This window comes from Chthonobacter rhizosphaerae, from assembly GCF_013839525.1.
Taxonomy (GTDB): domain Bacteria; phylum Pseudomonadota; class Alphaproteobacteria; order Rhizobiales; family Pleomorphomonadaceae; genus Chthonobacter; species Chthonobacter rhizosphaerae.
On sequence record NZ_JACDIS010000007.1, the window covers coordinates 129,064 to 153,351 of the forward strand.

General features: G+C 69.7%; 23 protein-coding genes and 1 other RNA gene. 7 read left to right on the top strand and 17 right to left on the bottom strand.

Going from position 1 to position 24,288, the window contains the following annotated elements; all coding sequences use genetic code 11:
• Positions 1-102 precede the first annotated feature (102 nt).
• On the bottom strand, positions 103-1,671 hold the full coding sequence (locus HND91_RS14320) for a 2-isopropylmalate synthase (protein WP_181707271.1): 1,569 nt from the start codon (positions 1,669-1,671) through the stop codon (positions 103-105).
• Between the two features lie 547 nt (positions 1,672-2,218).
• Here HND91_RS14320 and HND91_RS14325 point away from each other — a divergent pair.
• Positions 2,219-2,731 (top strand): DUF2380 domain-containing protein, encoded by a 513-nt coding sequence (locus HND91_RS14325; RefSeq protein ID WP_181707273.1) that lies wholly within the window; start codon positions 2,219-2,221, stop codon positions 2,729-2,731.
• 192 nt (positions 2,732-2,923) lie between these two features.
• Entirely contained in the window at positions 2,924-3,097 is a 174-nt protein-coding gene (locus tag HND91_RS14330; protein ID WP_181707274.1) for a DUF1328 domain-containing protein, read from the top strand.
• Positions 3,098-3,148: 51 nt separating this feature from the next.
• Here HND91_RS14330 and HND91_RS14335 read toward each other — a convergent pair whose 3' ends face one another.
• Positions 3,149-4,057, bottom strand: a complete 909-nt coding sequence (locus HND91_RS14335; RefSeq protein ID WP_181707276.1) for a PhzF family phenazine biosynthesis isomerase — start codon at positions 4,055-4,057, stop codon at positions 3,149-3,151.
• A gap of 306 nt (positions 4,058-4,363) precedes the next feature.
• On the opposite strand from HND91_RS14335, the gene HND91_RS14340 reads away from it, so the two are divergent.
• Entirely contained in the window at positions 4,364-4,864 is a 501-nt protein-coding gene (locus HND91_RS14340) for a BA14K family protein (protein WP_181707278.1), read from the top strand.
• A gap of 85 nt (positions 4,865-4,949) precedes the next feature.
• Here HND91_RS14340 and HND91_RS14345 read toward each other — a convergent pair whose 3' ends face one another.
• Entirely contained in the window at positions 4,950-5,657 is a 708-nt protein-coding gene (locus HND91_RS14345; protein ID WP_181707279.1) for an NUDIX hydrolase, read from the bottom strand.
• A gap of 210 nt (positions 5,658-5,867) precedes the next feature.
• Between HND91_RS14345 and HND91_RS14350 the strand changes: the two genes are divergently transcribed.
• On the top strand, positions 5,868-7,397 hold the full coding sequence (locus HND91_RS14350; RefSeq protein WP_181707280.1) for a class I SAM-dependent methyltransferase: 1,530 nt from the start codon (positions 5,868-5,870) through the stop codon (positions 7,395-7,397).
• Between the two features lie 161 nt (positions 7,398-7,558).
• On the opposite strand, the gene ilvC is transcribed toward HND91_RS14350, so the two are convergent.
• The 3 genes from ilvC to HND91_RS14365 all read right to left on the bottom strand — a co-directional run bounded on the left by ilvC (position 7,559) and on the right by HND91_RS14365 (position 10,584).
• Positions 7,559-8,578 carry a ketol-acid reductoisomerase gene (gene ilvC, locus HND91_RS14355; protein ID WP_181707281.1) on the bottom strand — a complete coding sequence of 340 codons (1,020 nt, stop codon included), beginning with the start codon at positions 8,576-8,578 and terminating at the stop codon, positions 7,559-7,561.
• A gap of 43 nt (positions 8,579-8,621) precedes the next feature.
• Positions 8,622-9,296: a TetR/AcrR family transcriptional regulator C-terminal domain-containing protein gene (locus HND91_RS14360; protein ID WP_181707282.1), complete on the bottom strand. Its 675-nt coding sequence runs from the start codon at positions 9,294-9,296 to the stop codon at positions 8,622-8,624.
• A 535-nt stretch (positions 9,297-9,831) separates the two neighbouring features.
• A complete protein-coding gene (locus HND91_RS14365) occupies positions 9,832-10,584 on the bottom strand; it encodes a pyridoxine 5'-phosphate synthase (RefSeq protein ID WP_181707283.1) in 753 nt (250 codons plus the stop codon).
• 204 nt (positions 10,585-10,788) lie between these two features.
• Here HND91_RS14365 and HND91_RS14370 point away from each other — a divergent pair, with 204 nt between their 5' ends.
• A complete protein-coding gene (locus tag HND91_RS14370; RefSeq protein ID WP_181707284.1) occupies positions 10,789-12,003 on the top strand; it encodes a BtaA family protein in 1,215 nt (404 codons plus the stop codon).
• Between the two features lie 75 nt (positions 12,004-12,078).
• A complete protein-coding gene (locus tag HND91_RS14375; protein WP_181707285.1) occupies positions 12,079-12,753 on the top strand; it encodes a class I SAM-dependent methyltransferase in 675 nt (224 codons plus the stop codon).
• A 367-nt stretch (positions 12,754-13,120) separates the two neighbouring features.
• Here the strand turns inward: HND91_RS14375 and HND91_RS14380 are convergent, their stop codons facing one another.
• The 5 genes from HND91_RS14380 to miaA all read right to left on the bottom strand — a co-directional run bounded on the left by HND91_RS14380 (position 13,121) and on the right by miaA (position 18,001).
• Positions 13,121-13,300: a hypothetical protein gene (locus HND91_RS14380; protein WP_075218206.1), complete on the bottom strand. Its 180-nt coding sequence runs from the start codon at positions 13,298-13,300 to the stop codon at positions 13,121-13,123.
• Between the two features lie 43 nt (positions 13,301-13,343).
• Positions 13,344-13,895, bottom strand: a complete 552-nt coding sequence (ilvN, locus tag HND91_RS14385; RefSeq protein ID WP_246329498.1) for an acetolactate synthase small subunit — start codon at positions 13,893-13,895, stop codon at positions 13,344-13,346.
• Positions 13,896-14,089: 194 nt separating this feature from the next.
• The gene (locus tag HND91_RS14390) at positions 14,090-15,853 is read right to left on the bottom strand and encodes an acetolactate synthase 3 large subunit (RefSeq protein WP_181707288.1); all 1,764 of its coding nucleotides are present in this window, start codon (positions 15,851-15,853) and stop codon (positions 14,090-14,092) included.
• Between the two features lie 370 nt (positions 15,854-16,223).
• Positions 16,224-16,694 carry a YcbK family protein gene (locus tag HND91_RS14395; RefSeq protein ID WP_181707289.1) on the bottom strand — a complete coding sequence of 157 codons (471 nt, stop codon included), beginning with the start codon at positions 16,692-16,694 and terminating at the stop codon, positions 16,224-16,226.
• Positions 16,695-16,981: 287 nt separating this feature from the next.
• Positions 16,982-18,001 carry a tRNA (adenosine(37)-N6)-dimethylallyltransferase MiaA gene (gene miaA, locus HND91_RS14400; RefSeq protein WP_343057345.1) on the bottom strand — a complete coding sequence of 340 codons (1,020 nt, stop codon included), beginning with the start codon at positions 17,999-18,001 and terminating at the stop codon, positions 16,982-16,984.
• Here miaA and serB point away from each other — a divergent pair.
• Complete coding sequence (serB, locus tag HND91_RS14405; protein WP_181707290.1) at positions 17,985-18,875, top strand: phosphoserine phosphatase SerB; 891 nt, start codon at positions 17,985-17,987, stop codon at positions 18,873-18,875. The genes miaA and serB overlap by 17 nt on opposite strands.
• A 13-nt stretch (positions 18,876-18,888) precedes the next feature.
• Here the strand turns inward: serB and HND91_RS14410 are convergent, their stop codons facing one another.
• The 6 genes from HND91_RS14410 to ssrA all read right to left on the bottom strand — a co-directional run bounded on the left by HND91_RS14410 (position 18,889) and on the right by ssrA (position 24,209).
• Positions 18,889-20,841: a methyl-accepting chemotaxis protein gene (locus tag HND91_RS14410; RefSeq protein ID WP_181707291.1), complete on the bottom strand. Its 1,953-nt coding sequence runs from the start codon at positions 20,839-20,841 to the stop codon at positions 18,889-18,891.
• A 135-nt stretch (positions 20,842-20,976) separates the two neighbouring features.
• A complete protein-coding gene (locus tag HND91_RS14415) occupies positions 20,977-21,213 on the bottom strand; it encodes a ribbon-helix-helix domain-containing protein (RefSeq protein WP_181707292.1) in 237 nt (78 codons plus the stop codon).
• The gene (locus tag HND91_RS14420; RefSeq protein WP_181707293.1) at positions 21,210-21,404 is read right to left on the bottom strand and encodes a DUF4169 family protein; all 195 of its coding nucleotides are present in this window, start codon (positions 21,402-21,404) and stop codon (positions 21,210-21,212) included. The genes HND91_RS14415 and HND91_RS14420 overlap by 4 nt, the downstream gene beginning before the upstream one ends.
• A gap of 82 nt (positions 21,405-21,486) precedes the next feature.
• Positions 21,487-22,902: a class II fumarate hydratase gene (fumC, locus tag HND91_RS14425; protein WP_181707294.1), complete on the bottom strand. Its 1,416-nt coding sequence runs from the start codon at positions 22,900-22,902 to the stop codon at positions 21,487-21,489.
• A 75-nt stretch (positions 22,903-22,977) separates the two neighbouring features.
• Complete coding sequence (locus HND91_RS14430) at positions 22,978-23,541, bottom strand: SspB family protein (protein ID WP_181707295.1); 564 nt, start codon at positions 23,539-23,541, stop codon at positions 22,978-22,980.
• 276 nt (positions 23,542-23,817) lie between these two features.
• Positions 23,818-24,209: a transfer-messenger RNA gene (gene ssrA, locus HND91_RS14435) on the bottom strand.
• Positions 24,210-24,288: the final 79 nt, after the last annotated feature.

Genomic DNA, 24,288 nt, shown 5'->3' on the forward strand with positions numbered 1-24,288 from the left:
CGAACCGTCATTTTGCTGCCAAGCATCTGGCAGCACACGACAATTCGGCTTGGAAGAGGCCTCTCCGCAGCGCGTTCGCCCAAGGAGAGGCCCCGGTCCGGCTCAGACCGCCACGGCCTGCGGGTTCACCCGGCCGCGGTTGCCGCCGAGTTTGTTCACGGCGGCGACGTAGGCCTTGGCGGAGGCGACCAGCGTGTCGGTGTCGGCGGCGCGGCCCGTCACCTGGCGGCCCTGCTCCTCCAGGCGCACGGCCACCTCGGCCTGGGCGTCGGTGCCTTCGGTCACCGCGCTCACCTGGTAGAGGCGCAGCGTCGCCTCGTGGGGGACGATGGCCTTGATGGCGTTGAACGTGGCGTCCACCGGTCCGTCGCCGTTCGCCATCTTGGTCACGTGGGTGCCGTCGAGGTCCAGCGTGATGGTGGCGGTCTGCGGGCCCGCGGTGCCGGCGATCACCGTGAGGGCGATCACCTTGATGCCCTCCGCGCTCGCCTGCAGCTCGTCGGAGACCAGCGCCTCGATGTCCTCGTCGAACACCTGCTTCTTCTTGTCGGCCAGGTCCTTGAAGCGCCGGAAGGCGTCCTCGACGGCGTTGTCGCCGAGATCGAAGCCCAGGTCCTTCAGCTTCTCCTTGAAGGCGTGGCGGCCGGAGTGCTTGCCCATCACCAGCGAGGTCGACTTCACGCCCACATCCTCCGGGCGCATGATCTCGTAGGTCTGGGCGTTCTTCAGCATGCCGTCCTGGTGGATGCCGCTCTCGTGGGCGAAGGCGTTCTGGCCGACGATCGCCTTGTTGTACTGCACCGGGAAGGCGGAGGCGCTGGACACCAGCTTGGACGCCCTCACCAGCATCTGCGACTTCACGCCGGTCACGAAGGGCAGCACATCGCCGCGGGTGCGGATGGCCATCACCACCTCCTCCAGCGCCGCGTTGCCCGCGCGCTCGCCGAGGCCGTTGATGGTGCACTCGATCTGCCGGGCGCCCGCCCGGATGCCGGCCAGCGAGTTGGCCACCGCCATGCCGAGGTCGTCGTGGCAGTGGGTGGAGAACACCGCCTTGTCGGCGTTCGGCACCCGGTCGAGCAGCATGCGGATCAGGGCGTAGTATTCCTCCGGCACCGAATAGCCGACCGTGTCCGGGATGTTGATGGTGGTGGCGCCGGCCTTGATGGCGGCCTCCACGCACCGGCAGAGGAAGTCGTGCTCGGTGCGCGAGCCGTCCTCGGCGGACCACTCCACGTCGTCCGTCCACTGGCGGGCGCGGGTCACCGACGCGATCACCTTCTCATAGACCGCCTCAGGCTCCAGCTGCAGCTTGTACTTCATGTGCAGCGGCGACGTGGAGATGAAGGTGTGGATGCGCTTGGCGTGAGCGTGCTTCAGCGCCTCGCCGGCCCGGTCGATGTCGTTGGCGGACGCGCGGGCGAGGCCGCACACGACGGCGCGCTTCATCCGCTTGGCGATCTCCGACACGGCCTCGAAGTCGCCGTTGGAGGCGATCGGGAAGCCGGCCTCGATCACGTCGACGCCCATGTCGTCGAGGAGCTCGGCCACCTGCAGCTTCTCGTCGAGGGTCATCGATGCGCCGGGCGACTGCTCCCCGTCGCGCAGCGTGGTGTCGAAGATCACGATGCGGTCCTTGGAGGCGGCGGAGGCGGATACGGCGTCGGTCATGCTGGTCGTCCTTCGAAGTCGTGTCGGACCCGGAGCGGTGCGCCTCAGGCTGTCATGGCGCTCTTTGTGCTCGAACGGGAAAGTCGGTCGGATGAAGGAGCGGTGCTCCTCCCGCGGCTCGGTCGTCCCCTGAGTGCCCGGCCATGAACAGGCCAGCCGACGCTCAGGGGCGGCTAAGGAGAAGCGTAAGCGAAAGCAGCCCGGCGCGGGGCGCCAGGGCGGACAAGGCAGCGGAAAGGGTCCGCGCGGACAGGATGTGCCGCTCGGCGGTCGATGCGATCGGATGAGCCGCGATCGTCATGAGGACCAGTCTCGTCTCGTGCCTCGGGCGGCGAATGATGGCGCGCCCATGGGTGACGGCGTTTGTGCCCCAACGAAATCGCGATTGCAAGCGCGACCGCGCCCGCCCCCCTCGCCTGTCCCGCCGGACGCCCTTGCCTCCTTCAGCCCGCAAAGCGTGGCGCGGCGGCGCTTTACAGGACGCTCCGATGCCATACCTTGTTCTTGGCGGCCGGGCGGACACGGCCATGAGGGAGGAGAGCACCTGGTGACGCGATTTCCAGTCCTCGCGGCGATCGCCTTCGCGGCCGGCCTCGCCGCGCCCCACGCGTCCGCCGAGCCGCGGCGCGTCATTCTGCTCGACACGCAGTACGAGGCCGAGGGCGCCGGTGAGACCGACGAAACCCGCGCCGCGGACCTGAAGCGGGTGGAGATGATCGAGGAGCGGTTGAAGGCCCATGTGGCCGCCGCCACCGCCGACTACGCGGTCGTCGAGAACGAGGCGGTCTCCGCCGAGATCAACGACTACAACCTCGGCTCCTGCGGCCGCTGCGAACTCGCCCTCGGCCGCAAGGCCGGCGCAGACTTCGTGATGATCACGACAGTGCAGAAGGTGTCCAGCATCCTGATCAACCTGCAGGTTTTCGTCTACTCGGTGGCGGACGGCAGCACGGTGGCGGCGGGCGGCACGGTCCTCCACGCCAACACCGACGCGGACTGGCGGCGCGGGATCGACTCCATCGCCCGCAACCGGCTGAACCTGCCGAAGCCTCCGGCCTGACCGGCCACCCGCTACCAAGTGGTCGCGCGTCGAGCCGGCACCGGACGGCCCCTCCCTTCCCTGCCCCACCATCGCCTCCGGCCCGGGCGCGAGAAGAGTTCGGCGCGTGCTGAGGCACGGAACACTCCCGCGCCGGGCGTGTTTCTCCGGCAAGCGGAAGCGCCGCCGAAGCCTTGTTCCGGGAGCATGCCGATGTTGAAGTGGGCCGTGATCTTTCTCGTCATTTCGCTGGTCGCCGGCGCGCTCGGCTTCAGCGGCATCTCGTCGGCGGCAGGCCGGATCGCCAAGATCCTGTTCGCGGTCTTCCTGGCGATCTTCGTGATCTTCCTGCTCCTCGCCATCACGGCCGGCGAGATCATCTTCTGACGACGGCGAAGTCCGCAGCCGTGCGGCGACGGCCGCGGGCGGCTCGGGGCATCACAGCAGCAGGTCGCCCCGCGCCACCAACACCGCCTCGCCGCTGATGCGGCCGGCGTGCAGGCGCCCCTTTTCCACCACCAGTTCGAGCTCGATCCGGCTCGGCCGCCCCATGGCGTAGCCCTGCTCGATGATGATCGTCTTCTCCCCGTCCGAGGAGCCGTCGAAGCGCATCACCACGCCGGCAAAGCAGGCGGCCGCCGATCCGGTCGCCGGGTCCTCGCCGATGCCGAGGTCGGGCGCGAACATGCGGGCGTGGAAGTCGCCGTCCTGGTGCGCGCACTCGCGCGTGTAGGCGAACACGTTGATGCCCGCCGCGCCGAAGCCCGCCTCCCAGTGGCGAAGCTCCGGCCGGATCGCGTCCACCGAGGCCCGGTCGCGCACTGGCACGAACACGAACGGGTGGCCGACGGAGAACACCGACGGCACGTGGTTCTCGAACCCGATGTCCTGCCGGTTGAGCCCGAGCGCCGACGCCGCCAAGCCGATGTCGCCGCGGAACGGGTGTTCCTCCGGCAGCTTCGGCACGTCGAACACCGCGCGGCCGGCGCGCCCGGGCGCCAGCACGACGCCGCAGCGGACGATGCCGATCTCCTCCTGCAGCACCACCATGGCGTCCGTCTCGCGGGCGATGCCGTCCAGCCGTTCCGTCGCCAGCAGCACCGCCGTCCCGACGGTCGGATGGCCGGCGAACGGCAGCTCCTTGGCGGGCGTGAAGATGCGCACCCGCGCCGTCAGGCCCGGCCGCGACGGCGGCAGCACGAACACCGTCTCCGACAGGTTGAACTCGCGGGCGATGGCCTGCATGGCCGCTGTGTCCAGCCCTTCGCTGTCGAGGACGACGGCCAGCGGATTGCCGGCCAGCGCCCGATTGGTGAAGACGTCCAGGATTGCGTATCGACGCGCCACGCCGCTGCCCCTTGCGATGATTGGATCCCGGGCGACCCGAGCCGCCCTCCTGTGCCGGACGATAAGCCGAACGGCGTCCCCGGGCCACCGCCGAAATGCGAGCGCGGCCTTCGTCGCTCCGCGCCGAGCGACGCCGGCTCCGGGCGGGCCGCCTGCGGAACCAGGAGTCCTCCGCCGGAATTTTGCTGTGATCGCATCCGTTTGCCATAGGTTCGCCGCGCCGATCCGCTGCACTGGACGCGCGTCACCGTCGGCGCCTCGCCCTGGTGGGTCGGAGGCCGCCCGCGGCCTGGACGGGAGAGGATGATGAAAACCCTGAGGAGCATCGCCACCGCCGCCATGATCGTCGTGACGGCCGCCACCGGCACCGTCGCCACAACGGGCGACGCGGACGCCCGCGACCATCGGCGCCGGCATCACCACAACGGCGACGTCTGGGCGGGCGCCGGCATCGGCCTGCTGGGCGGCCTTCTGCTCGGCCAGGCCCTGGCGCCGCCGGTCTACGCCGCGCCGCCGGTCTATGCCGCCCCGCGCTACCGCTACGACTCCGGTTACGGCTATCCGGCCTACCGGGAGCCGCGCGTCTACTACCGTTACGACGAGCCGCCGGTCTACGCCGTGCCGCGCTACCGCTACCGGGCGCCCCGCGTCTACGCGCCGCCGCGCACGGCCTATCGCCATTACGAAAGCCGGTCGGCCCACGTCCAGTGGTGCAACGCCCGCTACCGGTCCTACCGGCCGCACGACAACACCTGGATCGACTACTCCGGCCGGGTGCGGAACTGCCGCTCGCCTTACGGGTCCTGAGACCCCGCGTAAGACGAGGACCGGCGGACCCTGAGACCCCATGGGTGCCCGGACGCCTGCCGGGCCCCGAGTCTTCGGCGCCGGGTCAGCGCCCCAGCACGGCGCGCGCGTGCAGATGGGCGTAGCCCGGCGTGCGTTCGGTGAGGTCGCTCGCCGAACGCACCACCACGAGCCCGTCCAGTTCCGGGTCGACCTCGGCCGCGGAATGAGCCTCGATGCGGGCGACGAGATCCGCCGCGCTGTCCCGGAAGCGGAAGATGCGGCCGACGGAGATCCGCGGTCCGTCGAAGGCCACCAGGGTGCTGGCGACGTCCGCCTCCTCGGCCGTGAGGCCGGTCTCCTCGGTCAGTTCCATCTCGATGGAGCCGATCACGTGCACCCGACCGTCGGGCGTGATGTCCCGCGGCTCCAGGTTTCCGCCGGGCGGATAGATCCGGCCCGCGTTCGCCGTGTGCCGTCCCATCACGCCGTAGATCAGCGCGCCGTCCGACGACAGGATCAGCGCCGAGCCGAACAGGTTGCGGATGCCGAACTCCGGGAAGCCCCAGTCGCGCCAGGCGAGGTAGTCGGCGAAGTTGCCCTCCTGCGCCGTCCCGGTCAGGACACCGCCCTCGATCGCGAGCCCGCCCGGAAGGCCGGGCGCCACGGCCCCGAGCACGCGCCCGTTCCAGAGCTTCGGATTGTCCGCGATTGCCTCGGCCCAATGGGCGTCGATGCGCGCCCGGGTCTCTGCGTCGATCGTCCACGAACCGGGAACCATGACGACGTTGACGTCCGTGATGGGGGTGATCATCGAAGGGTCTCGCGCCGGCGCCATGGGTTCGAGCCCCCTCGATCCCGCACCGCACACCGGCTGTCAAGCGCGGGCCGGTCGGCCCCGGCGCGAAATTGCCCCGAAATCGCATTGTAGATTCTGGTTAAAATATCTGTCGCTGCGCCCCTCCCCTCTCGCCATGCCCTGGCGGCTCGCGCACTGTTCTTGAGCGCGAATCGGGGGAATGCGATGGCGACCTGGACGTCCGGCTACGTATCGGAGATCAGCTACACGCAAGGGTTCTACCGGGAACTCACCCCGGCGGTCCTCGGCTTCGTGGCCCTTTCCAAGGGCGTCTCCGCCCGCAAGGCCGAAGCACCGCTCGCCTATTGCGAGCTCGGCTGCGGCCAGGGCTTCTCGGCCAACGTCCTCGCCGCCGCCAACCCGCACGTCAGCTTCCACGCCACCGACTTCAACCCCACGCACGTCGCCGGCGCCCGGGCCCTCGCGGCGGCCGCCGGCTCGTCCAACATCCGCTTCTACGACGACGCCTTCGCGGACTTCCTCGCCCGCGACGACCTGCCCGACTTCGACATCGTCAGCCTGCACGGCATCTGGTCGTGGATCAGCGCCGAGAATCGCAGGGTGATCGTGGAGTTCATCCGCCGGCGCCTGAAGGTGGGCGGGCTCGTCTATCTCTCCTACAACGCCCTCCCCGGCTGGGCGTCCGGCATGCCGCTGCGCCGCCTCCTGGTGGACCACGCGGCCGTGGCGACCGGCTCCATCGAGAAGCGCATCGACGCCGCCCTCGCCTTCTCCGAGCGGATCCGATCCGCCAACTCCGTCTACTTCCGGGTCAACCCGGGCGTCGGCGAGCGTCTCGACCGCATGAAGGCGTCGAGCCGCAACTATCTCGCCCACGAGCACCTCAACCGCGACTGGGAGCCCTTCTACCACGCCGACGTCGCCGCCGAGCTGGACGAGGCCAAGCTCTCCTTCGTGGGCTCCACCGCCCTCCTCGACCATGTGGACGCGGTCAGCCTCACCCAGGAGCACCGCGACGTTCTCGCCGACGTGCCGGCCCCGGCGCTCCGCGAGACAGTGCGCGACTTCCTGGTGAACCAGCAATTCCGCCGCGACGTGTTCCAGAAGGGTCCGATCGCCCTCAACGCCCTCGATCTGCAGGACGCCTGGGCCGACCAGCGCTTCGCGCTTTCCATTCGGCGCGAGGACGCGGTCATGCATGTGGACGGTGCCGGCGGCCGCATGGGCCTGATCGCGGAGGTCTACGCCCCCATCCTGGACGCCTTCGCGTCCGGCCCGCGCACCATCCGGCAGATCGCGGCCGATGCCGCCATCGCGGGCCTCGGCTGGGCGCGCCTGCGCCAGGCGATCACCGTCCTCGTGGGCACCGACCAGCTGCAGCCGTGCCTCGGCGAAGCGGGGGAGTCCGCCCGGGCGGAGCGCACCCGCGCCTTCAACCGCGCCGTCGTGCTCCGCGCCCGCGCCAGCGCCGACCTCGGCTGCCTCGCCTCGCCGGTCACCGGCAGCGGCGTCGCGGTCGACCGTTTCGGCCAGCTCTTCATCCTCGCCGAGATCGAGGGCGAGGCCGACCCCGCCCAGTTCGCCGCCTCCATCCTGGAGGCCCAGGGCCAGCGCGTGGTCAAGGACGGCCGCCGCCTGGAAAACCCCGCCGAACACCTCGCCGAGTTCCGCGCCCAATACGAGGCGTTCCAAACCAGGCGCCGCCCCGTCCTGACCGCCCTCGGGGTCGTCTGACAGACGGCCCGGCGCTCCACGGCCCATCCGTCCCCTGTCGCGGCCCGCGGGGGCGGACCGCTCACGGCCCCCCCCCCGCCCTGAACGCGCTGCGGCCCGCGGGGGCATCTCCACCCGCGGGCCGCGTCGTCGATCGCCGTGGGGCGCTCAGCCCCGCGTCGTTAGTTGCGGGTGCGGTCCACCAGCGCCTTCTGCTTGATCCACGGCATCATGCCGCGCAGCTTGGCGCCGACGTCCTCGATCTGGTGGGCGTCGTTGTTGCGGCGGATCGCCTTGAAGCGGGCGGCGCCGGCGCGGTACTCCTGCATCCACTCCGACGTGAACTTGCCGGTCTGGATGTCCTTCAGCACGCGCTTCATCTCGGCCTTCGTCTCGGCCGTCACGATGCGCGGGCCGGTGACGTACTCGCCCCACTCGGCGGTGTTCGAGATGGAGTAGTTCATGTTGGCGATGCCGCCCTCATAGATGAGGTCGACGATCAGCTTCACTTCGTGCAGGCACTCGAAATAGGCCATCTCGGGGGCGTAGCCCGCCTCGACCAGCGTCTCGAAGCCGGCGCGGATCAGCTCCACGAGGCCGCCGCAGAGCACCACCTGCTCGCCGAAGAGGTCGGTCTCGCACTCTTCCTTGAAGGTGGTCTCGATGATGCCCGACCGGCCGCCGCCCACGCCCGACGCGTAGGAGAGCGCGATGTCGAGGGCGTTGCCCGACGCGTCGTGGTGGATGGCCACCAGGCACGGCACGCCGCCGCCCTTCTCGTATTCGCCGCGCACGGTGTGGCCGGGGCCCTTCGGGGCGATCATGATGACGTCCACGGTCTTCTTCGGCTCGATCAGGCCGAAGTGCACGTTGAGCCCGTGGGCGAAGGCGATCGCCGCGCCGTCGCGGATGTTCGGGGCGATCTCGTCGCGGTAGATGTCCGCCTGCAGCTCGTCCGGGGTCGCCATCATCAGGAGGTCGCCCCAGGCGGCGGCTTCCGCCACGGTCATGACCTTGAGGCCGTCGGCCTCCACCTTCTTGGCGGTGGCGGAGCCCGGCTTCAGGGCGACCGCGATCTCCTTGGCGCCCGAATCCTTCAGGTTCAGCGCATGGGCGCGGCCCTGGGAGCCGTAGCCGACGATCACGACCTTCTTGCCCTTGATGAGGTTCAGGTCGGCATCACGATCATAATAGACGCGCATGGGAGGGATCCCCTTTCTTTCCTCGTGGCGTTTCTCTCTGCCGTCAGGCCGGTCCGGTGTCGCCGCCCGGTCCCTTGGCGTTCTTCTCATCCGCCCCGTGGAGGCGGAGGAACTGGTCGATGGCCGTCGCCGCCCGCGCCGGCACGTTCCGCTCCGCCGGATCGGGGCTGTCCCCGAGGAGGAGGCGGACATGCAGGTCGCGCACGATCAGGCCGTAGAGCGTATGGTAGGCGTCGCCCGTATCCGTGAAGGCGAGGTGACCCGCCGCGCGGCCGGCCTCCAGCAGCGACCGCGCCCGCGCCTCGATCGGCCGGCGGCCGGCCTTCAGCACCAGCCCGCCGAGCCGCGCCTCCGTGCGCCCCGCCTCGCCGATGGCGAGCCGGTTCAGCGCCAGAGACACGTCGCCGGAGAGCACGGTCAGGAGGTCCTCCGCGAACGTCACCAGCAGCCCCCGGAACGCCTCCCGCCCCGGCCGCGCCCCCGGACCGGCCGCCGCCCGAACCTTCGACGACTGGTAGGTAATCATGGCGGCCAAGAGCCCGTCCCGGTCGCCGAACCACTTGTAGAGGCTCTCCTTGGAGCAGTTCGCCGCGCGCGCGATCCCCGCCGTCGTCAGCGCCTTGTCGCCGCCTTCAACAAGCAGCCGCAGCGCCACCTCCAGAACATCGTTCTGGCGGGCGGAAAACTCCGGCGGTGCGGCGGGGGCGACCTGGTCCACGGGAAACTCGGCAAGCGGTGTACCGTACGGTACGGTTCCCGGTGGTGATAGAGAAGTGCGGGAAGCCGGTCAAGGGGGTTGGGGCGGTGGCGGAGGTCCAGGGCAGCTTGGTTCAAGAGTGACCAGTCGTACCGGTGCGCCAAGGGCAGCTTGGTTCAAGAGAGACGCCGTGACGGGAATTGAAGGGCTGCGCGCTTCATCGGCACATCCTCCCCCATCGGTCCGAATCGTCACCCCGGCGAAAGCCGGGGCCCAACCGATGGTACCGTACCCTCACCAGCGAAGAACCCGCACCGGCGGTTGGATCCCGGCTTTCGCCGGGATGACGTCGAGGTAAACCGGATGGGACGCAGCAAGGTCGCACATCAAACCCGCCGCACCGGCTCCTCCTCCATCGTCATGGTCCGCGAAGGCGGACCAGCCACGCATTTTTTGAGGTCGTGGGCCGGGTAGAAGGCGTGGCTGGTCCGCCTTCAGGAACCATGACGGTGTTGTGCATGGCGGAGCGGCACACACCTCGCCCCACCCCCGCCCCTCACCCCACCGGATCCCCGCACGCAGCCCGGTACCGCCGGATCGTCTCCGCCATCCCGTAGACCAGCGCGTCCGCCGTGATCGCATGCCCGATCGACACCTCCGCGATCAGCGGCGCGCGGGCTTTCAGCGGCGGCAGGTTGTCCAGCGTCAGGTCGTGCCCCGCGTTCACCCCCATGGCGGCGGCATCGGCGGCTTCCGCCGTCAGCACGATGTCGTCCAGCCGCCGGGCCTTCTCCACCGGGTCGAACGTATGCCCGTACGGCCCCGTGTAGATCTCGATCCGCCGGGCGCCCGTGCGCGAGGCGCTGGCCACCTGGGTCCAGTCCGCGTCGAGGAAGAGCGACACGCGCATGTCCTGCCCCTGCATCCGGTCCACCACGGCGCGCAGCATGTCCTGGTGGCGCACGCAGTCCCAGCCGTGGTCGGACGTCGCCTGCCCCGGCTCGTCCGGCACGAGGGTCACCTGGTCGGGCCGGGCCGCCTCGCAGAGCGCCAGGAAATCCTCGGTCGGATAGCCCTCGATGTTGAATTCCTTGCCCGCCCAGTCCGCCCGGAGCATGTCGCGGATCTCGAACACGTCCGTCCGGCGGATGTGCCGCTCGTCCGGGCGCGGATGCACCGTGATGCCGTAGGCGCCCGCCTCCAGGGCGATCCGGCTGAGGCCGGTGACGCTCGGCCACGGCAGGTTGCGTCGGTTCCTGAGCTGGGCGATGGCGTTGACGTTGACGGAAAGCTTGGTGATCGGCGTCATGGCAAGGGGATCCGGATGCGGGAGACTGCTCTAGCGCGGCATCCGCCCCCGCACAATGCGGCACGGCGGTCGGCGAACCCGGCCCTCCCCAGCCGTCGCGAAACTGTCGCCTGCCTGTGATTTTTGTCCGCCACTTCGACGATGGGTCGAATCGACGGCGATCCCCAACCGGATCCCGGCTGACCAGAAGGGGGTGGCGCGCACATGTCGAACCGGATCCTCAACAACGCGGTCCACAACAACCGCATGACGACCCGCCAGGGCATGCTGGAACGCCTGTTCACCATGGCCTTCTCCGGCCTCGTCTACCCGCAGATCTGGGAGGATCCGGAGGTCGACATGGCGGCCCTCGCTCTCGGCCCCGGCGCGCGGATCGTCACCATCGCGTCGGGCGGCTGCAACGTGATGAGCTATCTCACCCGCGACCCGGCCGAGGTCACCGCCGTCGACCTCAACCCGGCCCACGTGGCGCTCGTCAAGCTGAAGCTCGCCTGCATCCAGCACCTGCCGGCCTACGAGGTCTTCTTCCGCTTCTTCGGCCACGCCGACGAGAAGGCCAACACCCACCTCTACGACGCCTATGTGCGCGACCACCTGGACCCGACCACCCGCGCCTACTGGGAGGCCCGGCGCACGCTTCGCGGCCGGCGGATCAACCTCTTCGCCCGCAACGTCTACCGCTTCGGCCTCCTCGGCCGCTTCATCGGCACGGTGCACCTCCTCTCCCGCGCCTACGGCCAGAACCCGCGCCGCATGCTCACCGCAAAGAGCCTGGAGGACCAGCGCCGCATCTTCGAGGAGACCCTCGCGCCGGTGTTCGACGCCCGCCTCGTCCGCTGGCTCTGCCGGATGCCGGTGTCGCTCTACGGCCTTGGCATTCCGCCCGCCCAGTACGCCTACCTGCAGGCCTCCGCCAGCGGCGACGTGGCGGGCCTCCTGAAGGGCCGGCTGGAGCGGCTCGCCTGCGACTTCCCCATGGAGGACAACTACTTCGCCTGGCAGGCCTTCGGCCGCTCCTACGACCGCCAGCACCGGGTCGCCGTGCCGCCGTATCTGCGCCGCGAGCACTACGACACCGTGCGCGCCAACAGCGGCCGGGTGGAGGTGCTGCACCAGTCCATGACCGACCACCTCGCCGGCCGCCCGGACGCCTCCCTCGACGGCTACGTGCTCCTCGACGCGCAGGACTGGATGAACCGCGAGCAGCTCACCGCCCTCTGGACGGAGATCACCCGCACCGCCGCCCCCGGCGCGCGCGTCATCTTCCGCACCGCCGGCGAGGAGAGCCACATCGCCGCGACCCTGCCCGATGAGATCAACCGCCACTGGCATTACGCGGCCGAGGAGTCCGCCGCCTTCAGCGCCAAGGACCGCTCGTCCATCTACGGCGGCTTCCACCTGAAGATCCACAAAGGCTGAGCCGGCATGGCCGACACGGCGCCCTCCAGACCCGCCACGCCGGACGCCCCCGCGCCCGGCGGCCATCCTGCCGCGATGGATCGCCCAAGCGGCCACGCCGCCACGGTGGACCGCCGCCCCGGCAACCATGCCGCCGCGATGGACAGGATGTACCGCTACACGCGGCACATCTACGACATCACCCGCAAGCCCTACCTGCTCGGCCGCGACCGCATGATCGCGGAGCTGGACGTCCCGCCCGGTGGCACCGTGCTCGAACTCGGCTGCGGCACCGGCCGCAACCTCGTCGCCGTCGCCCGGCGCTACCCGGATTGCCGGCTCTTCGGCGTCGACATCTCGGCGGAGATGCTGCACACCGCCGGCGCCACCATCGACGCCGCCGGCCTCACGCACCGCATCACCCTCTCCCCCGGCGACGCCACCGCCTTCGACGCCGCGTCGGCCTTCGGCCTCCCGCGCTTCGACCGGGTCTATTTCTCCTACGCGGTCTCGATGATTCCCGACTGGGTCGCGGCCCTCAAGGAGGCCGACCGCCTCACCGCCCCCGGCGGCCGCCTCGCCGTCGTCGACTTCGGCGACGCCGCCCACCTCGGCGCCCTCCCCCGCCGCCTCCTCCACGGCTGGCTCGCGTTGTTCCACGTCACGCCGAGGGTGGATCTGGCCGCGCGGATGCATACGCTCGCCACCGGCCGCACGGTCCGCCACACCTCGCTTCACGGCGGCTACGCGCAGATCGGAACGATCGGCTGAGGGGTTTTCCTTTCAGCGTCGGAGCCGCCCCCCACTCCCACTCTCCCCCTCAAGGGGGGAGAGGGCCCGGCGAGGATCGGGTGCGAGACGCCTAACCGCGCCACTGATGGCGTCGGCGCCGACACCCCTCTCTCCCACTCTCCCCCTCAAGGGGGGAGAGGGCCCGTCGAGGGTCCGGTGCGAGACGTTTCAGGACGGAGCGAAAGCGCCCCTTGGCCGAACGCAAGTCCGCCACCCTCTCCCCCTCCTCAACGCGCCCCCTCCCCCCTTGAGGGGGAGGGTTGGGGAGAGGGGGAACCGCCCAACCTTCAAGCCAAACCGCCCTACCGAACCGCCCACGCTTCGCACCAAGGCGCCCCCACCCCCCTCAGAACCTCACATAGCTCGCGCTCGTCTCCGGCGCCCGGGCCACCGGCAGCGTCTCGTCCGCCGCCATGCCGTTCTCTTCCCGGAGCGCCCGGCGGATGGTCTCGATCACGTGCTCCCAGCCCTTTTCGCGGGCGAGTTCGTGGGCGAGGTGGATGGTTTCAAAGTCTTCCAGTTCCATGACGAGGGCTTCCTGCTTCAGTGCCTCATGCCGAATGCGGTGATCACATGCCCGTCTTGCCGCGCGCGAGCGCGGCGAGGCCCGTGCGCGCTACCTCCACGAGGCCGCACTCGGTCATCAGGTTGACGAACCGGTCGATGTCCGCCGGCGTGCCGGTCAGCTCGAACACGAAGCTCTCCAGCGTGGCGTCCACGGTCTTCGCCTCGAACGCCTGGGCGAGCCGCAGCGCCTCCACCCGGTGCTCGCCCTTGCCGGCCACCTTCACCAGCGCCAGCTCGCGCTCGATGCTGTCGCCCGACTTCGTCAGGTTCACCACCCGGTGCACCGGCACAAGCCGGCCGAGCTGGTTCATGATCTGGGTGATCACCTGCGGCGTGCCCGTGGTCACGATGGTGATCCGCGACAGGTGCTTCTCGTGCTCCACCTCCGAGACCGTGAGGCTCTCGATGTTGTAGCCGCGGCCAGAGAACAGCCCGATCACCCGGGCGAGCACCCCCGGCTCGTTGTCCACGAGCACGGAGAGCGTGTGCGTCTCCGCGACGGTGGAGGTCTCCTCCAGGAAGTAGGCGGACTGGGATTGTCCGGCGACGATCATCATGGGTTGTCCGATCTCTCCAAAAGTCCTGAAACGACAGAGCGGCTGATCCGGCGCGCCCCCTCTCCCCAACCCTCCCCCACGAGGGGGAGGGAGACCCGCGGCGGTGAATGGAGCGCGCCCTCAAAGCCCCCTGCCACGCACCCCCTCCCCCCTTGTGGGGGAGGGTCGGGGAGAGGGGTGAACCACCCCCCTCACACCAGCATCTTCCCCGACGCCCCGATCGCCGTGTCGATCTCGTCGTCGGACGCATCCCCGAGCAGCATCTCGTTGTGCGCCTTGCCCGACGGGATCATGGGGAAGCAGTTGGCGAGGTTGGCGACGCGGCAGTCGAAGATCACCGGGCGCTTCACCGCGATCATCTCGTTGATCGCGTCGTCCAGCTCGTCCGGCCGCTCGGCCTTGATGCCGACCCCGCCGTAGGCCTCGGCCAGCTTCACGAAGTCCGGCATGGCTTCGGTGTAGCTGTGCGACAGGCGGTTGCCGTGCAGCAGCTGCTGCCACTGGCGCACCATGCCCATGTACTGGTTGTTCAGGATGAAGACCTTGATCGGCGCCTCGTACTGGATCGCCGTCGCCATCTCCTGGATGTTCATCTGCACCGAGGCGTCGCCCGCGATGTCGATGACGAGCGCGTCCGGATGGGCGATCTGCACGCCCAGCGCCGCCGGCAGGCCGTAGCCCATGGTGCCGAGGCCGCCGGAGGTCATCCAGCGGTTCGGCTCCTCGAAGCCGAAATACTGGGCCGCCCACATCTGGTGCTGGCCGACTTCCGTCGTGATGTAGGTATCGTGGCCCTTGGTCAGCTGGTACAGCCGCTCGATGGCGTACTGCGGCATGATCACGTCGGAATGCTTGCGGTAGGCGAGGCACTTCTTCGCCTTCCAGACGGCGATCTGCTGCCACCAGGCGTTCAGCGCCGCCTTGTCCTGCACCGGCTGGGTCTGCTTCCAGACCTTGATCATGTCCTCCAGCACGTAGGCCACATCGCCGACGATCGGAATGTCCGCGCGCACGTTCTTGTTGATCGACGACGGGTCGATGTCGATGTGGATCTTCTTGGAGTTGGGCGAGAAGGCGTCGATGCGGCCGGTGATGCGGTCGTCGAAGCGGGCGCCGATGCACACCATCACGTCGCAGTCGTGCATGGCGAGGTTGGCCTCGTAGGTGCCGTGCATCCCGAGCATGCCCAGCCAGTTCGGCCCGCTCGCCGGATAGGCGCCGAGGCCCATCAGCGTGGAGGTGATCGGGAAGCCGGACAGCTTGACGAACTCGCGCAGCAGCCTGGACGCGGCCGGGCCGGCGTTCACCACGCCGCCGCCGGTGTAGAGCACCGGCTTCTTGGCCGCCGCCATCAGGGCAACCGCCTCGCGGATGGCGGTGTCGTCGCCCTTCACCCGCGGCTTGTACTGGGTCTGCGCCTGGTCCTTGTGGTTGACGTAGGTGCCCGTCTGGAACTGGATGTTCTTCGGGATGTCGACGACGACCGGGCCCGGCCGGCCCGTGGTGGCGATCCGGAAGGCCTCGTGCAGGATCTTCGGCAGGTCCTCGATCTTCTGCACCAGCCAGTTGTGCTTGGTGCAGGGCCGGGTGATGCCGACCGTGTCGCACTCCTGGAAGCCGTCGGTGCCGATCAGGTGCGTCGGCACCTGGCCGGTGATGCAGACGAGCGGGATGGAGTCCATCAGCGCGTCCGTCAGCGCCGTCACCATGTTGGTGGCGCCGGGGCCGGACGTGACCAGCACGACGCCCGGCTTGCCGGTGGAGCGGGCGTAGCCCTCGGCCGCGTGGCCGGCGCCCTGCTCGTGGCGGACGAGGATGTGGTTGATCTTGTCCTGCTGGAAGATCTCGTCGTAGATCGGCAGCACCGCGCCGCCGGGGTACCCGAAGATGGTGTCGACGCCCTGGTCAATGAACGCCTGGATGACCATCTCAGCGCCCGTCATCTGCCGTGTCATAGCATCAACCTCTGTCTCGTCACGTGTCCGGCCTGGACGGCGCTCGGCGCTGCGTCAGGTCGTCAGGCGTATCCGGAAATAAAAAAGGCCCCGGAGAGGGCCTTGGCTTTCGCGCACCATGTCGTCCGGAGGTTCTCCCTCAGGGAGCCCCCGCCACGGTGCGCGACATAAGTACGATAAGGGTCCGACGCATCGGTCTTCGTTCCTTCCGAGTTGGCCGGACCCTATGCGGGAGGCGGGACGAGGTCAACCCCTATTTTTCGAATGTTGCGGTGACCCGTCCCGTGGGTTTCGACTTGTTGCGCCCGCCGCGACGCCCTGTCGGCCCGTTCAAGCCTGATCGGCCGGTTTCCGGCTTCCCTGCCCGCCCTCACCTGCGCCGCTTGCGGCAGCTCCACGACCAGTCCCGGCGCGGGCCGACGTCCACATGCACGGAGCGGGTATGGCAATAGGTGCCGACGCCTCCGATTCCCGGGATGCTGCGCGCAACCGCCGCAACCTTGCGCGGCGCCACGCCCACCACCTGCACGTCCGCCGCCATGCAGCGCCGATGGTAGGAGCCCCGCCGCGCCCGCTGTGCGCCGCGGAAGCCGGACGTCACGGTAATCTGCCGATTCCCCAGCTTGCGCCGAAGGTCCGTCAGCAGCGTTCGCAGCGCGGGGGTGAAGCAATTGGTCCGCACCGACTTGGTCTGGACGACGTAGGCGACGAGGGATCGTTCCGCCACGCGCGCAGCGGTGTTCCCAACCGCGGCAGCGTCCTTCACAAGACCTTCGGACCGGCCCGGTTGGGCCAGCAGCATGAGTCCGATCGCAAGGACCAGCCCGACATATCGTTGCATCGGCGCACCTCTTCCGCCCCCCCTGGACGTTGTCAGTGGGTTAGTGTGGCCTCGCCCGCGATGTCTTTGTATGCGAATGTCACAATCTATAAAAGCGTTTTGTTAACCATTGTGGCGACGATGACGCGAGGTCGCAGCCTCGGGAGGGCGAAAGAAGGACATTCCGGAGGCAGCCCTCGCGCGTGTCGATTGGTTTTGGGGCGGGCCGCGTCCAGCCGGACCCATGGCCAGCCCCCGCCTGTCCATGGCGATGACGGGTGTGAAATGCGGCCTCCTCCGCCCCACCCTCACCCGGCAGGATCCGCTCCGTCCGTCCGCGTCCCGCGATCCTCCATGAGCTCCGCCGCCCGCATCGCGACCCCGTCTTCGCCCACCGGCACCGTCCGCCAGTGCGCGAACTGGTTCCGGAACCAGGTCTCCTGCCGCCGCGCATAGCGCCGGGTCGCCACGATCGCTGCCTCCACCGCCTCGTCGACCGGTCGTTTCCCGAGCGCCGCCGCCATCATCTCCGGCACGCCGATCGCCTTCATGGCCGGCAGCGCCGGGTCGAGGTCGAGGGCCGCCAGCGCCCGCGCCTCGTCGAGCCCGCCGTTCGCCGCCATGGCGCGGAACCGGTCGGCGATGCGCCGGTGCAGGAGCGACCGGTCCGGCGCGAGCACCAGCCTCGCCACCCGGTCCGGCGCCAGCACCGGCGGGTCCCGCTCCGCCTGCCAGTCCGCAAGCGACCGCCCGGTCGCATCCCGCACGATCAGCGCCCTGAGGATGCGCTGCGGATCGCTCGGCCGCAGGCGCTCGGCCATCACCGGGTCGACGTCGGCGAGCAGGCCATGGAGGTCGGGCGCCGTCAGCGAGCCGGCCCGCTCGCGCCAGGCCGCTTCCACCGCCGGCGGCACCGGCGGCACGGCGGAGAAGCCTTGCGTCAGCGCGGTGAGGTAGAGCCCCGCGCCGCCCACGATCACCGGGGTCCGACCCTCGTCCCGAAGCTCGGCCAGAACGGTCGCCATGTCGCCGAGCCAGCGCGCCACCGTGTAGCGCTCCCGCGCCGGCACGTGCCCGTAGAGCCGGTGCGGGACGCGCTCCATGTCCTCTGCGGTCGGCCGGGCGGTCAGGATGGAGAGGTCCGCATAGACCTGCATGCTGTCGGCGTTCACCACCGTGCCGCCGAGCGCGCGGGCGATCTCCACGGCGAGAGCCGACTTGCCGCTCGCGGTCGGCCCGGCTATCACCACCGCGCGCGGTTTTCCGCCTCTGTCGCCGCCGTGTGCCATCTCGTCCGGAGCCGCCGATCCCATGTCCCTGATCGCCACGCTTGTCTCATCCCCGGCCGATCCGCAAGTGACAGGCGCGGTTCTCGCCGCCGCCGGCGCGGCTCTCGGCGGCGCGGACGCGCGCGTCCTCTGCGACGACGTGGCGGCGGAATGGCCGGTCCCGTCGGACCTGACCGCCGCCGAGGCCGAACGGCGCCTGCGCGACGCGGTGGCGGGCCGGGCGGTGGACGTGGCCGTGCTGCCGGCGGCGAACCGGCGCAAGCGCCTCCTCCTCGCCGACATGGATTCCACCATGATCGGCCAGGAATGCATCGACGAACTGGCCGATTTCGCCGGCCTCAAGGCCCATGTGGCGGCGATCACCGAGCGCGCCATGCGCGGCGAGATCGCCTTCGAGCCCGCCCTTCGCGAGCGGGTCGCGCTCCTGAAGGGCCTGCCCCAGGCGGTCGCCGCGGAGGTTCTCGACGAACGCATCACGCTCACGCCCGGCGCGGTCGCCCTCGTGCGCACCATGCGGGCGAACGGCGCCTACACGGCGCTCGTCTCGGGGGGCTTCACCCTGTTCACCGGGCCGATTCGGGCGCGGATCGGCTTCCACGAGGACCGGTCGAACACCCTCACCGTGGCGAACGGCCTCCTCGACGGCACGGTCGCAGACCCGATCCTCGGCCGCGAGGCCAAGCTCGCCACCCTCCTGGAGCTCCGCGCCGCCCACGGCCTTGCGCCGGACGACACGCTGGCCGTCGGGGATGGCGCCAACGACCTCGCCATGGTGAAGGCCGCCGGCCTTGGCGTCGCCTACCGGGCCAAGCCCGCCGTGGCGGCGGAAGCGCGGGTGCGGATCGACCACGGCGACCTGACCGCCCTCCTCTACATCCAGGGCTATGCGGCCGACGAGGTCGTCACCGCCTGACGCGCGCCGCCGGTCAGGCGACGCGCAGCTTGGCCAGGAAGCCGTCCACCTCGGTCATCATGTCGTCCGCGTGCCGGTTCAGACCGTCGGCGGCGGAGAGCAGGTGGGCGGCCGTGGCGTTCGACCGCGCCGCGGAGTTGCGCACGCCGTCGATGTTGGCCGTCACCTCGCCCGCCCCGGTGGACGCGCTGGTGATGCTCGTCGCGATCTCGCGCGTCGCCAGGGCCTGCTGGCTGACGCCCGCGGAGATCGACGCCGAGATGCCGTTCAGCTCGCGGATGATCTCCGCGATCGTCGTGATGGTCGCCGCCGAGTCGCTGGTGGCCGACTGGATGCCGGCGATCTGCTCGCCGATCTCCGTGGTCGCCTTGGCGGTCTGGGTGGCGAGCGACTTCACCTCGGTGGCCACCACCGCGAAGCCCTTGCCGGCGTCTCCGGCGCGCGCCGCCTCGATGGTGGCGTTAAGCGCGAGGAGATTGGTCTGTTCGGCGATGTCGCGGATGAGGTCCACGATCGCGCCCACCCGTTGCGAGGCGTCGAGCAGCCCCTTCACCCGCGCGACGGTCTCGTCCGCCGCCACCACCGCCGCCTGCGACCGCCTCGCCGACAGGTCCGCCTGCCGGTGGATCTCCTGGACCGAGGCGGTCAGCTCCTCCGTGGCGCTCGCCACCGTGGAGACGCTCGCCGACGCCTCTTCCGAGGCGGCGGCCACGATGGCCGCCTGGGACAGGGTCTCCGTGGCGGTGCCGGACATGGTTTCGGCGGTGGAGCGCAATGTGGTGGCGCTCCGGCCCACCTCGTGGACGATCGACGACACGGCGCGCTCGAAGTCGGTCGCCAGGGCCGCCATCATGGCCCGCTTCTCCGCCTCGGAGGCGGCCTTGAGGTCCGACTGGCGAGCCTCCAGCCGTTCGCGCTCAATGGCGTTGTCCCGGAACAGCGCCACCATCCGGGCGATCTCGCCGAACTCGTTGCGGCTCCCTTCCCCGGCGATCGGCGAGGCATAGTCTCCGTCCGCCACCGCCCGCATGGCGGAGACGGCGGACCGCACGGAGCGCACCACCGACTGGCCGACCGCCAGCGACATCGCCATCGCCGCGACCGTCACCGCCGCGGCGATGCCGGCGAGGAGAAGGAAGCTGTTCATGAAGCCGCCGATCCGCGCCTCCAGGAGCCGCGACAGTTCGGCCGCGCTGTGCCGCCAGAGCTCGTCCGCCGCCATTGTCACCGCGCCGACCGCTCCGTCGACCGCCGCCATGTCGCCCGCCGCGCCTCTGGAGATGCGCAGCGCCGCCGACAGCAGCTCGGCCGTCGCCGCGTCGAACCGGGCGATCTCCTCCGGATAGCCCGCGGCGAGGGACCCGTCCGCATTCGCGTCGATGGCGGCCGCGATGGACGTCTTCGTGGCGTTCGCGGCGACCGACAGCCTGTCGGCCAGCACCGCCGCGCGGATCCGGTCGTCCTCGCTCGCCGCGCCGGCCGCGATCGCCGCCAGCGCGACCCGCAGTTCGACCGCAATGTCCAGGACCTGCGGCAGCTTCAGCACCACCGTGTCCATCACGTAGTAGCTGTCGAGATCCGGATCGAGGATGAGGTTGGACTTGTCCCCGATCCGGTTGACGAGCGCCAGCCCGGCATGGATCGCGGCGTCGCGCCCGGCGTCCGTCACCGACCCGGCCTGGGCCAGGAAGGCGCCGGACTCCGTTCCAGTCGCCACCACCGTGTCCATCTCCGGCCGGATCGCCTCGATCGATTCGGCGGCGGCGCGGATCTGGTCGCTCGTCCGAGCCGGATCCGCGAGCCCGACCATCGTCGGCCACACGGAAGAGAGATACCGAACCCCGTCCAGCTCTTTGCGGGCGAAGGAAATCTCCTTGTTGCTCTGTATCGCGAAGAGAGCCGCCAGGAGCAGGATGGGGCCAAGGAAAAGGAACGTCGTGATCAGGGTCTTGATACGGATCGACATCGGCCGCCACGCTTTGCGCAAATTGGACTGGCCGAAACTATGCTGTCAGAGAATTGAACTTTCCTTTAATACCATACATTTATCGCGCCGAGTGCTCGATAAGAAACTGTATGCGTAATATATCATAGCTTGCATTCAACTCGCCGACTGCGTGTTGCCAAGGCCGGTCTTCTCCTGAAGATCGGTCAGAACCGCCACCCGGAGGGCGCTCGCCAAGTTCCTGGTCTTGCGAGTACGGTCGATGCCGGCCACCACGGCCGCGATCGACTGGCCGCGCTCGGCCGCCATGCGCTCCAGGGCCGCCCAGAACTCCGGCTCCAGGGCGACCGAGGTGCGATGGCCCGCCAGCGACACCGACCGCTTCACGGTCACGCCGGGTCCGCGGGGTCCGTTTCCCGCTTGTGAGCGTCCAGCTTGCGTCGGTCGAGGTCGAGCACGGCGCGCTCGACCTCCTTCTCCGCCTTGGTGCGGCCGAACTTGGCGCGGTTGGCGGAAGCCGCCTGCTCCCGATCCTCTCGCTCCTTGCGCTTGCGGTGCAGTCTGAGGTTGACGACCTCGCCCATGGCCGCGGTCTCCCGAAACGCGTGAAGTCTCATGATACTCCGAAGCCCGGCCTTGGAAAGGCCGCCGGCCGGATGGCGGGGATCAACCGGGCCCGCCCGGCCCCACCATGGCTTCCGGCCGCACGATGCGGTCGAAGTCCTCCTCGCTCACGAAGCCGAGGCGCACGGCCTCCTCCTTGAGCGTGGTGCCGTTCTTGTGCGCCGTCTTGGCGATCGTCGCCGCCTTGTCGTAGCCGATGACCGGCGCGAGCGCCGTCACCAGCATCAGCGACCGGCCGACAAGGTCCGCGATCCGCCCCCGGTCCGCTTCCAGACCCACCACGCACCGGTCCGCGAACGAACGCGCCGCGTCGCCGATGAGGCGCACCGACTGCAGCACCGCGTCCGCGATCACCGGCTTGTAGACGTTGAGTTCGAAATGCCCCTGTGCGCCCGCGAAGGCCACCGTCGTCTGGTTGCCGGCCACCCGGGCGGCCACCATGGTGACGGCCTCGGCCTGGGTGGGGTTCACCTTGCCCGGCATGATCGACGAGCCCGGCTCGTTCTCCGGCAGGACCAGTTCGCCGAGCCCGGACCGCGGCCCCGACCCGAGGAACCGGATGTCGTTGGCGATCTTGTGCAGCGACATGGCCACCGTCTCAAGCGCGCCGTGGGCGAACACCAGCGCGTCGTGGGTGGCGAGCGCCTCGAACTTGTTCGGCGCCGTCACGAACGGGATGCCGGTCAGTTCGGCGAGGGCCGCCGCCACACGGGTCGCGAACTCCGGATGGGCGTTGAGGCCCGTCCCCACCGCCGTCCCGCCCTGGGCGAGCTCCAGAACCCCCGGCAGTACCATCTCCATCCGGTGGATTCCCTGCGCGATCATGTGCCGGTAGCCGGAGAACTCCTGGCCGAGCGTCAGCGGCGTCGCGTCCTGGGTATGGGTCCGGCCGATCTTCACGATGTCCGCGAAGGCGCTCTCCTTGTCGGCAAGCGCATACTTCAAGTGATGAAGGGCAGGCAGAAGGTCCGTGGTGATCGCCCGGGCCACCGCCACGTGCATGGCGGTCGGGAACACGTCGTTGGACGACTGGCCCATGTTCACGTGGTCGTTCGGGTGCACCGGGCTCTTGGCGCCGCGCTGTCCCCCGAGGCTCTCGTTGGCGAGGTTGGCGATCACCTCGTTCACGTTCATGTTCGACTGGGTGCCGGAGCCCGTCTGCCACACCACGAGCGGAAACTCCTCGTCGTGCCGCCCGGCCGCCACCGCCAGGCCCGCCCGCTCGATGGCCTCCGCGAGGCGCGGCTCCAGGAGGCCGAGGTCCCGGTTCACCCGGGCGGCCGCCACTTTCACGGTCGCGAGCGCGTGGACGACCGGCGGCGGCATCCGCTCGGAGGCTCCGCCGATCGGGAAGTTCTCGATGGAGCGCTGGGTCTGCGCGCCCCAGGCCCGGTCCGCCGGCACGGCGATGGGCCCGAAGGTGTCGCTCTCCTCGCGGGTGGCTGTGGTGTCGGTCACGGCGTCTCGTCTCCGGTTGCCCCCCGGATCAGATAGGCGGGCCGACGACGGCGAGGAAGCCGGCAGCGTCTCCGCTCAGGGCTTTTTTCGGAACGCGTCGAGCGAGACCACGGCCGCCGTCTTGTCCGACGGAGCCTTGCCGTCGTCCTCCGCCGGCGCCTCGCCGGAGGCCGGCGCGGTCGGATCGCTCGGCTGGCGCGGCTGCGGCACCGGAACCACCGGGGCGATCGTCGCCGCCGGGTCCGCCGCGTCGTTCACGTCGGCCGCCTCGTCCGGCTCCTCGTGCATGGCGTTGAACTGCAGCCCGAACTCCACCGACGGGTCGAAGAAGCCCTTCAACGCCGAGAAGGGCACCAGCAGACGCTCCGGCACGCCGGCGAAGCTGAGCCCCACCTCGAACGCGTGCTCGGTCACCTGCAGGTCCCAGAACTGGTGCTGGAGGACGATGGTCATCTCCTCCGGATAGCGCTCGCGCAGCCGCGACGAGATGCGCACGCCCGGCGCGTTGGTGTCGAAGGCGATGTAGAAGTGGTGGTCGCCGGGAAGGCCGGCCCGCGCCACCTCCATCAGCACCTTGCGGACGACGCCGCGCAGGGCCTCCTGCGCCAGGACGTCGTATCGGATGAGATCCTGAACCATCGTTCCTCGCTCGCCGTGCCGCATCCCTGACCACGACAACGCAATAGGTCGCGGTTTCGATCGACAGGCCGTGCGCGTCCCGCCGCGGCACCATCGGTCGGAGCGTCGTCGCGCGCCGGCCGGACGGGCATGGGCGAACGCGCCATGAATCATCAGTGGCGGCAAGTCTATCCGACCGCGACCGCCGGTCAAAACGCCTGGAGGCGAAACGATCGCAAAAAGTCGGGCGAGAGCGCCAAGGGGGGAGCTTCGAGGGAACGCGGGAGGGAAGGGAGAAGTGGAGGCTTCTGTTGCCAGGTGCCTCCGAACCCCGCCTGAAAGTGCTACCCCTCAGGGCTTGATTCCCAGTACCAGCACCGCATTACGCGGCGACGGCCACCGGAGCATAGTTGTCATTCGCAACTATAAGGTTAGCCCGATAACGGCGGTACAATGCCGAGCGAAAGAACCGCCTTTACACCCTCGTCGATCCTATTTCGCCCCCGCCGGAAACCACGTTTCTCAGCCGAACCTTCAGGCTCGGAAGGGCTTTCGCCCCGTGGTCTCGGGTGGAGGCGCCGGGTACCGCCCCCGGGTCCGATAGGTTTATTGCGCAGCCAATTTATCGCCATAGCCGGGTTGCCCCGGCACCGACACATATAGGCCGCGCCACCCGCCTTGTGAAGGGCCGATGACGGCAGCCCGTTCCCCTGACCAAGGTCGCCCGCATGACGCGCTGCCCGCTCACCGAGGCGAGCCACTCCGCCG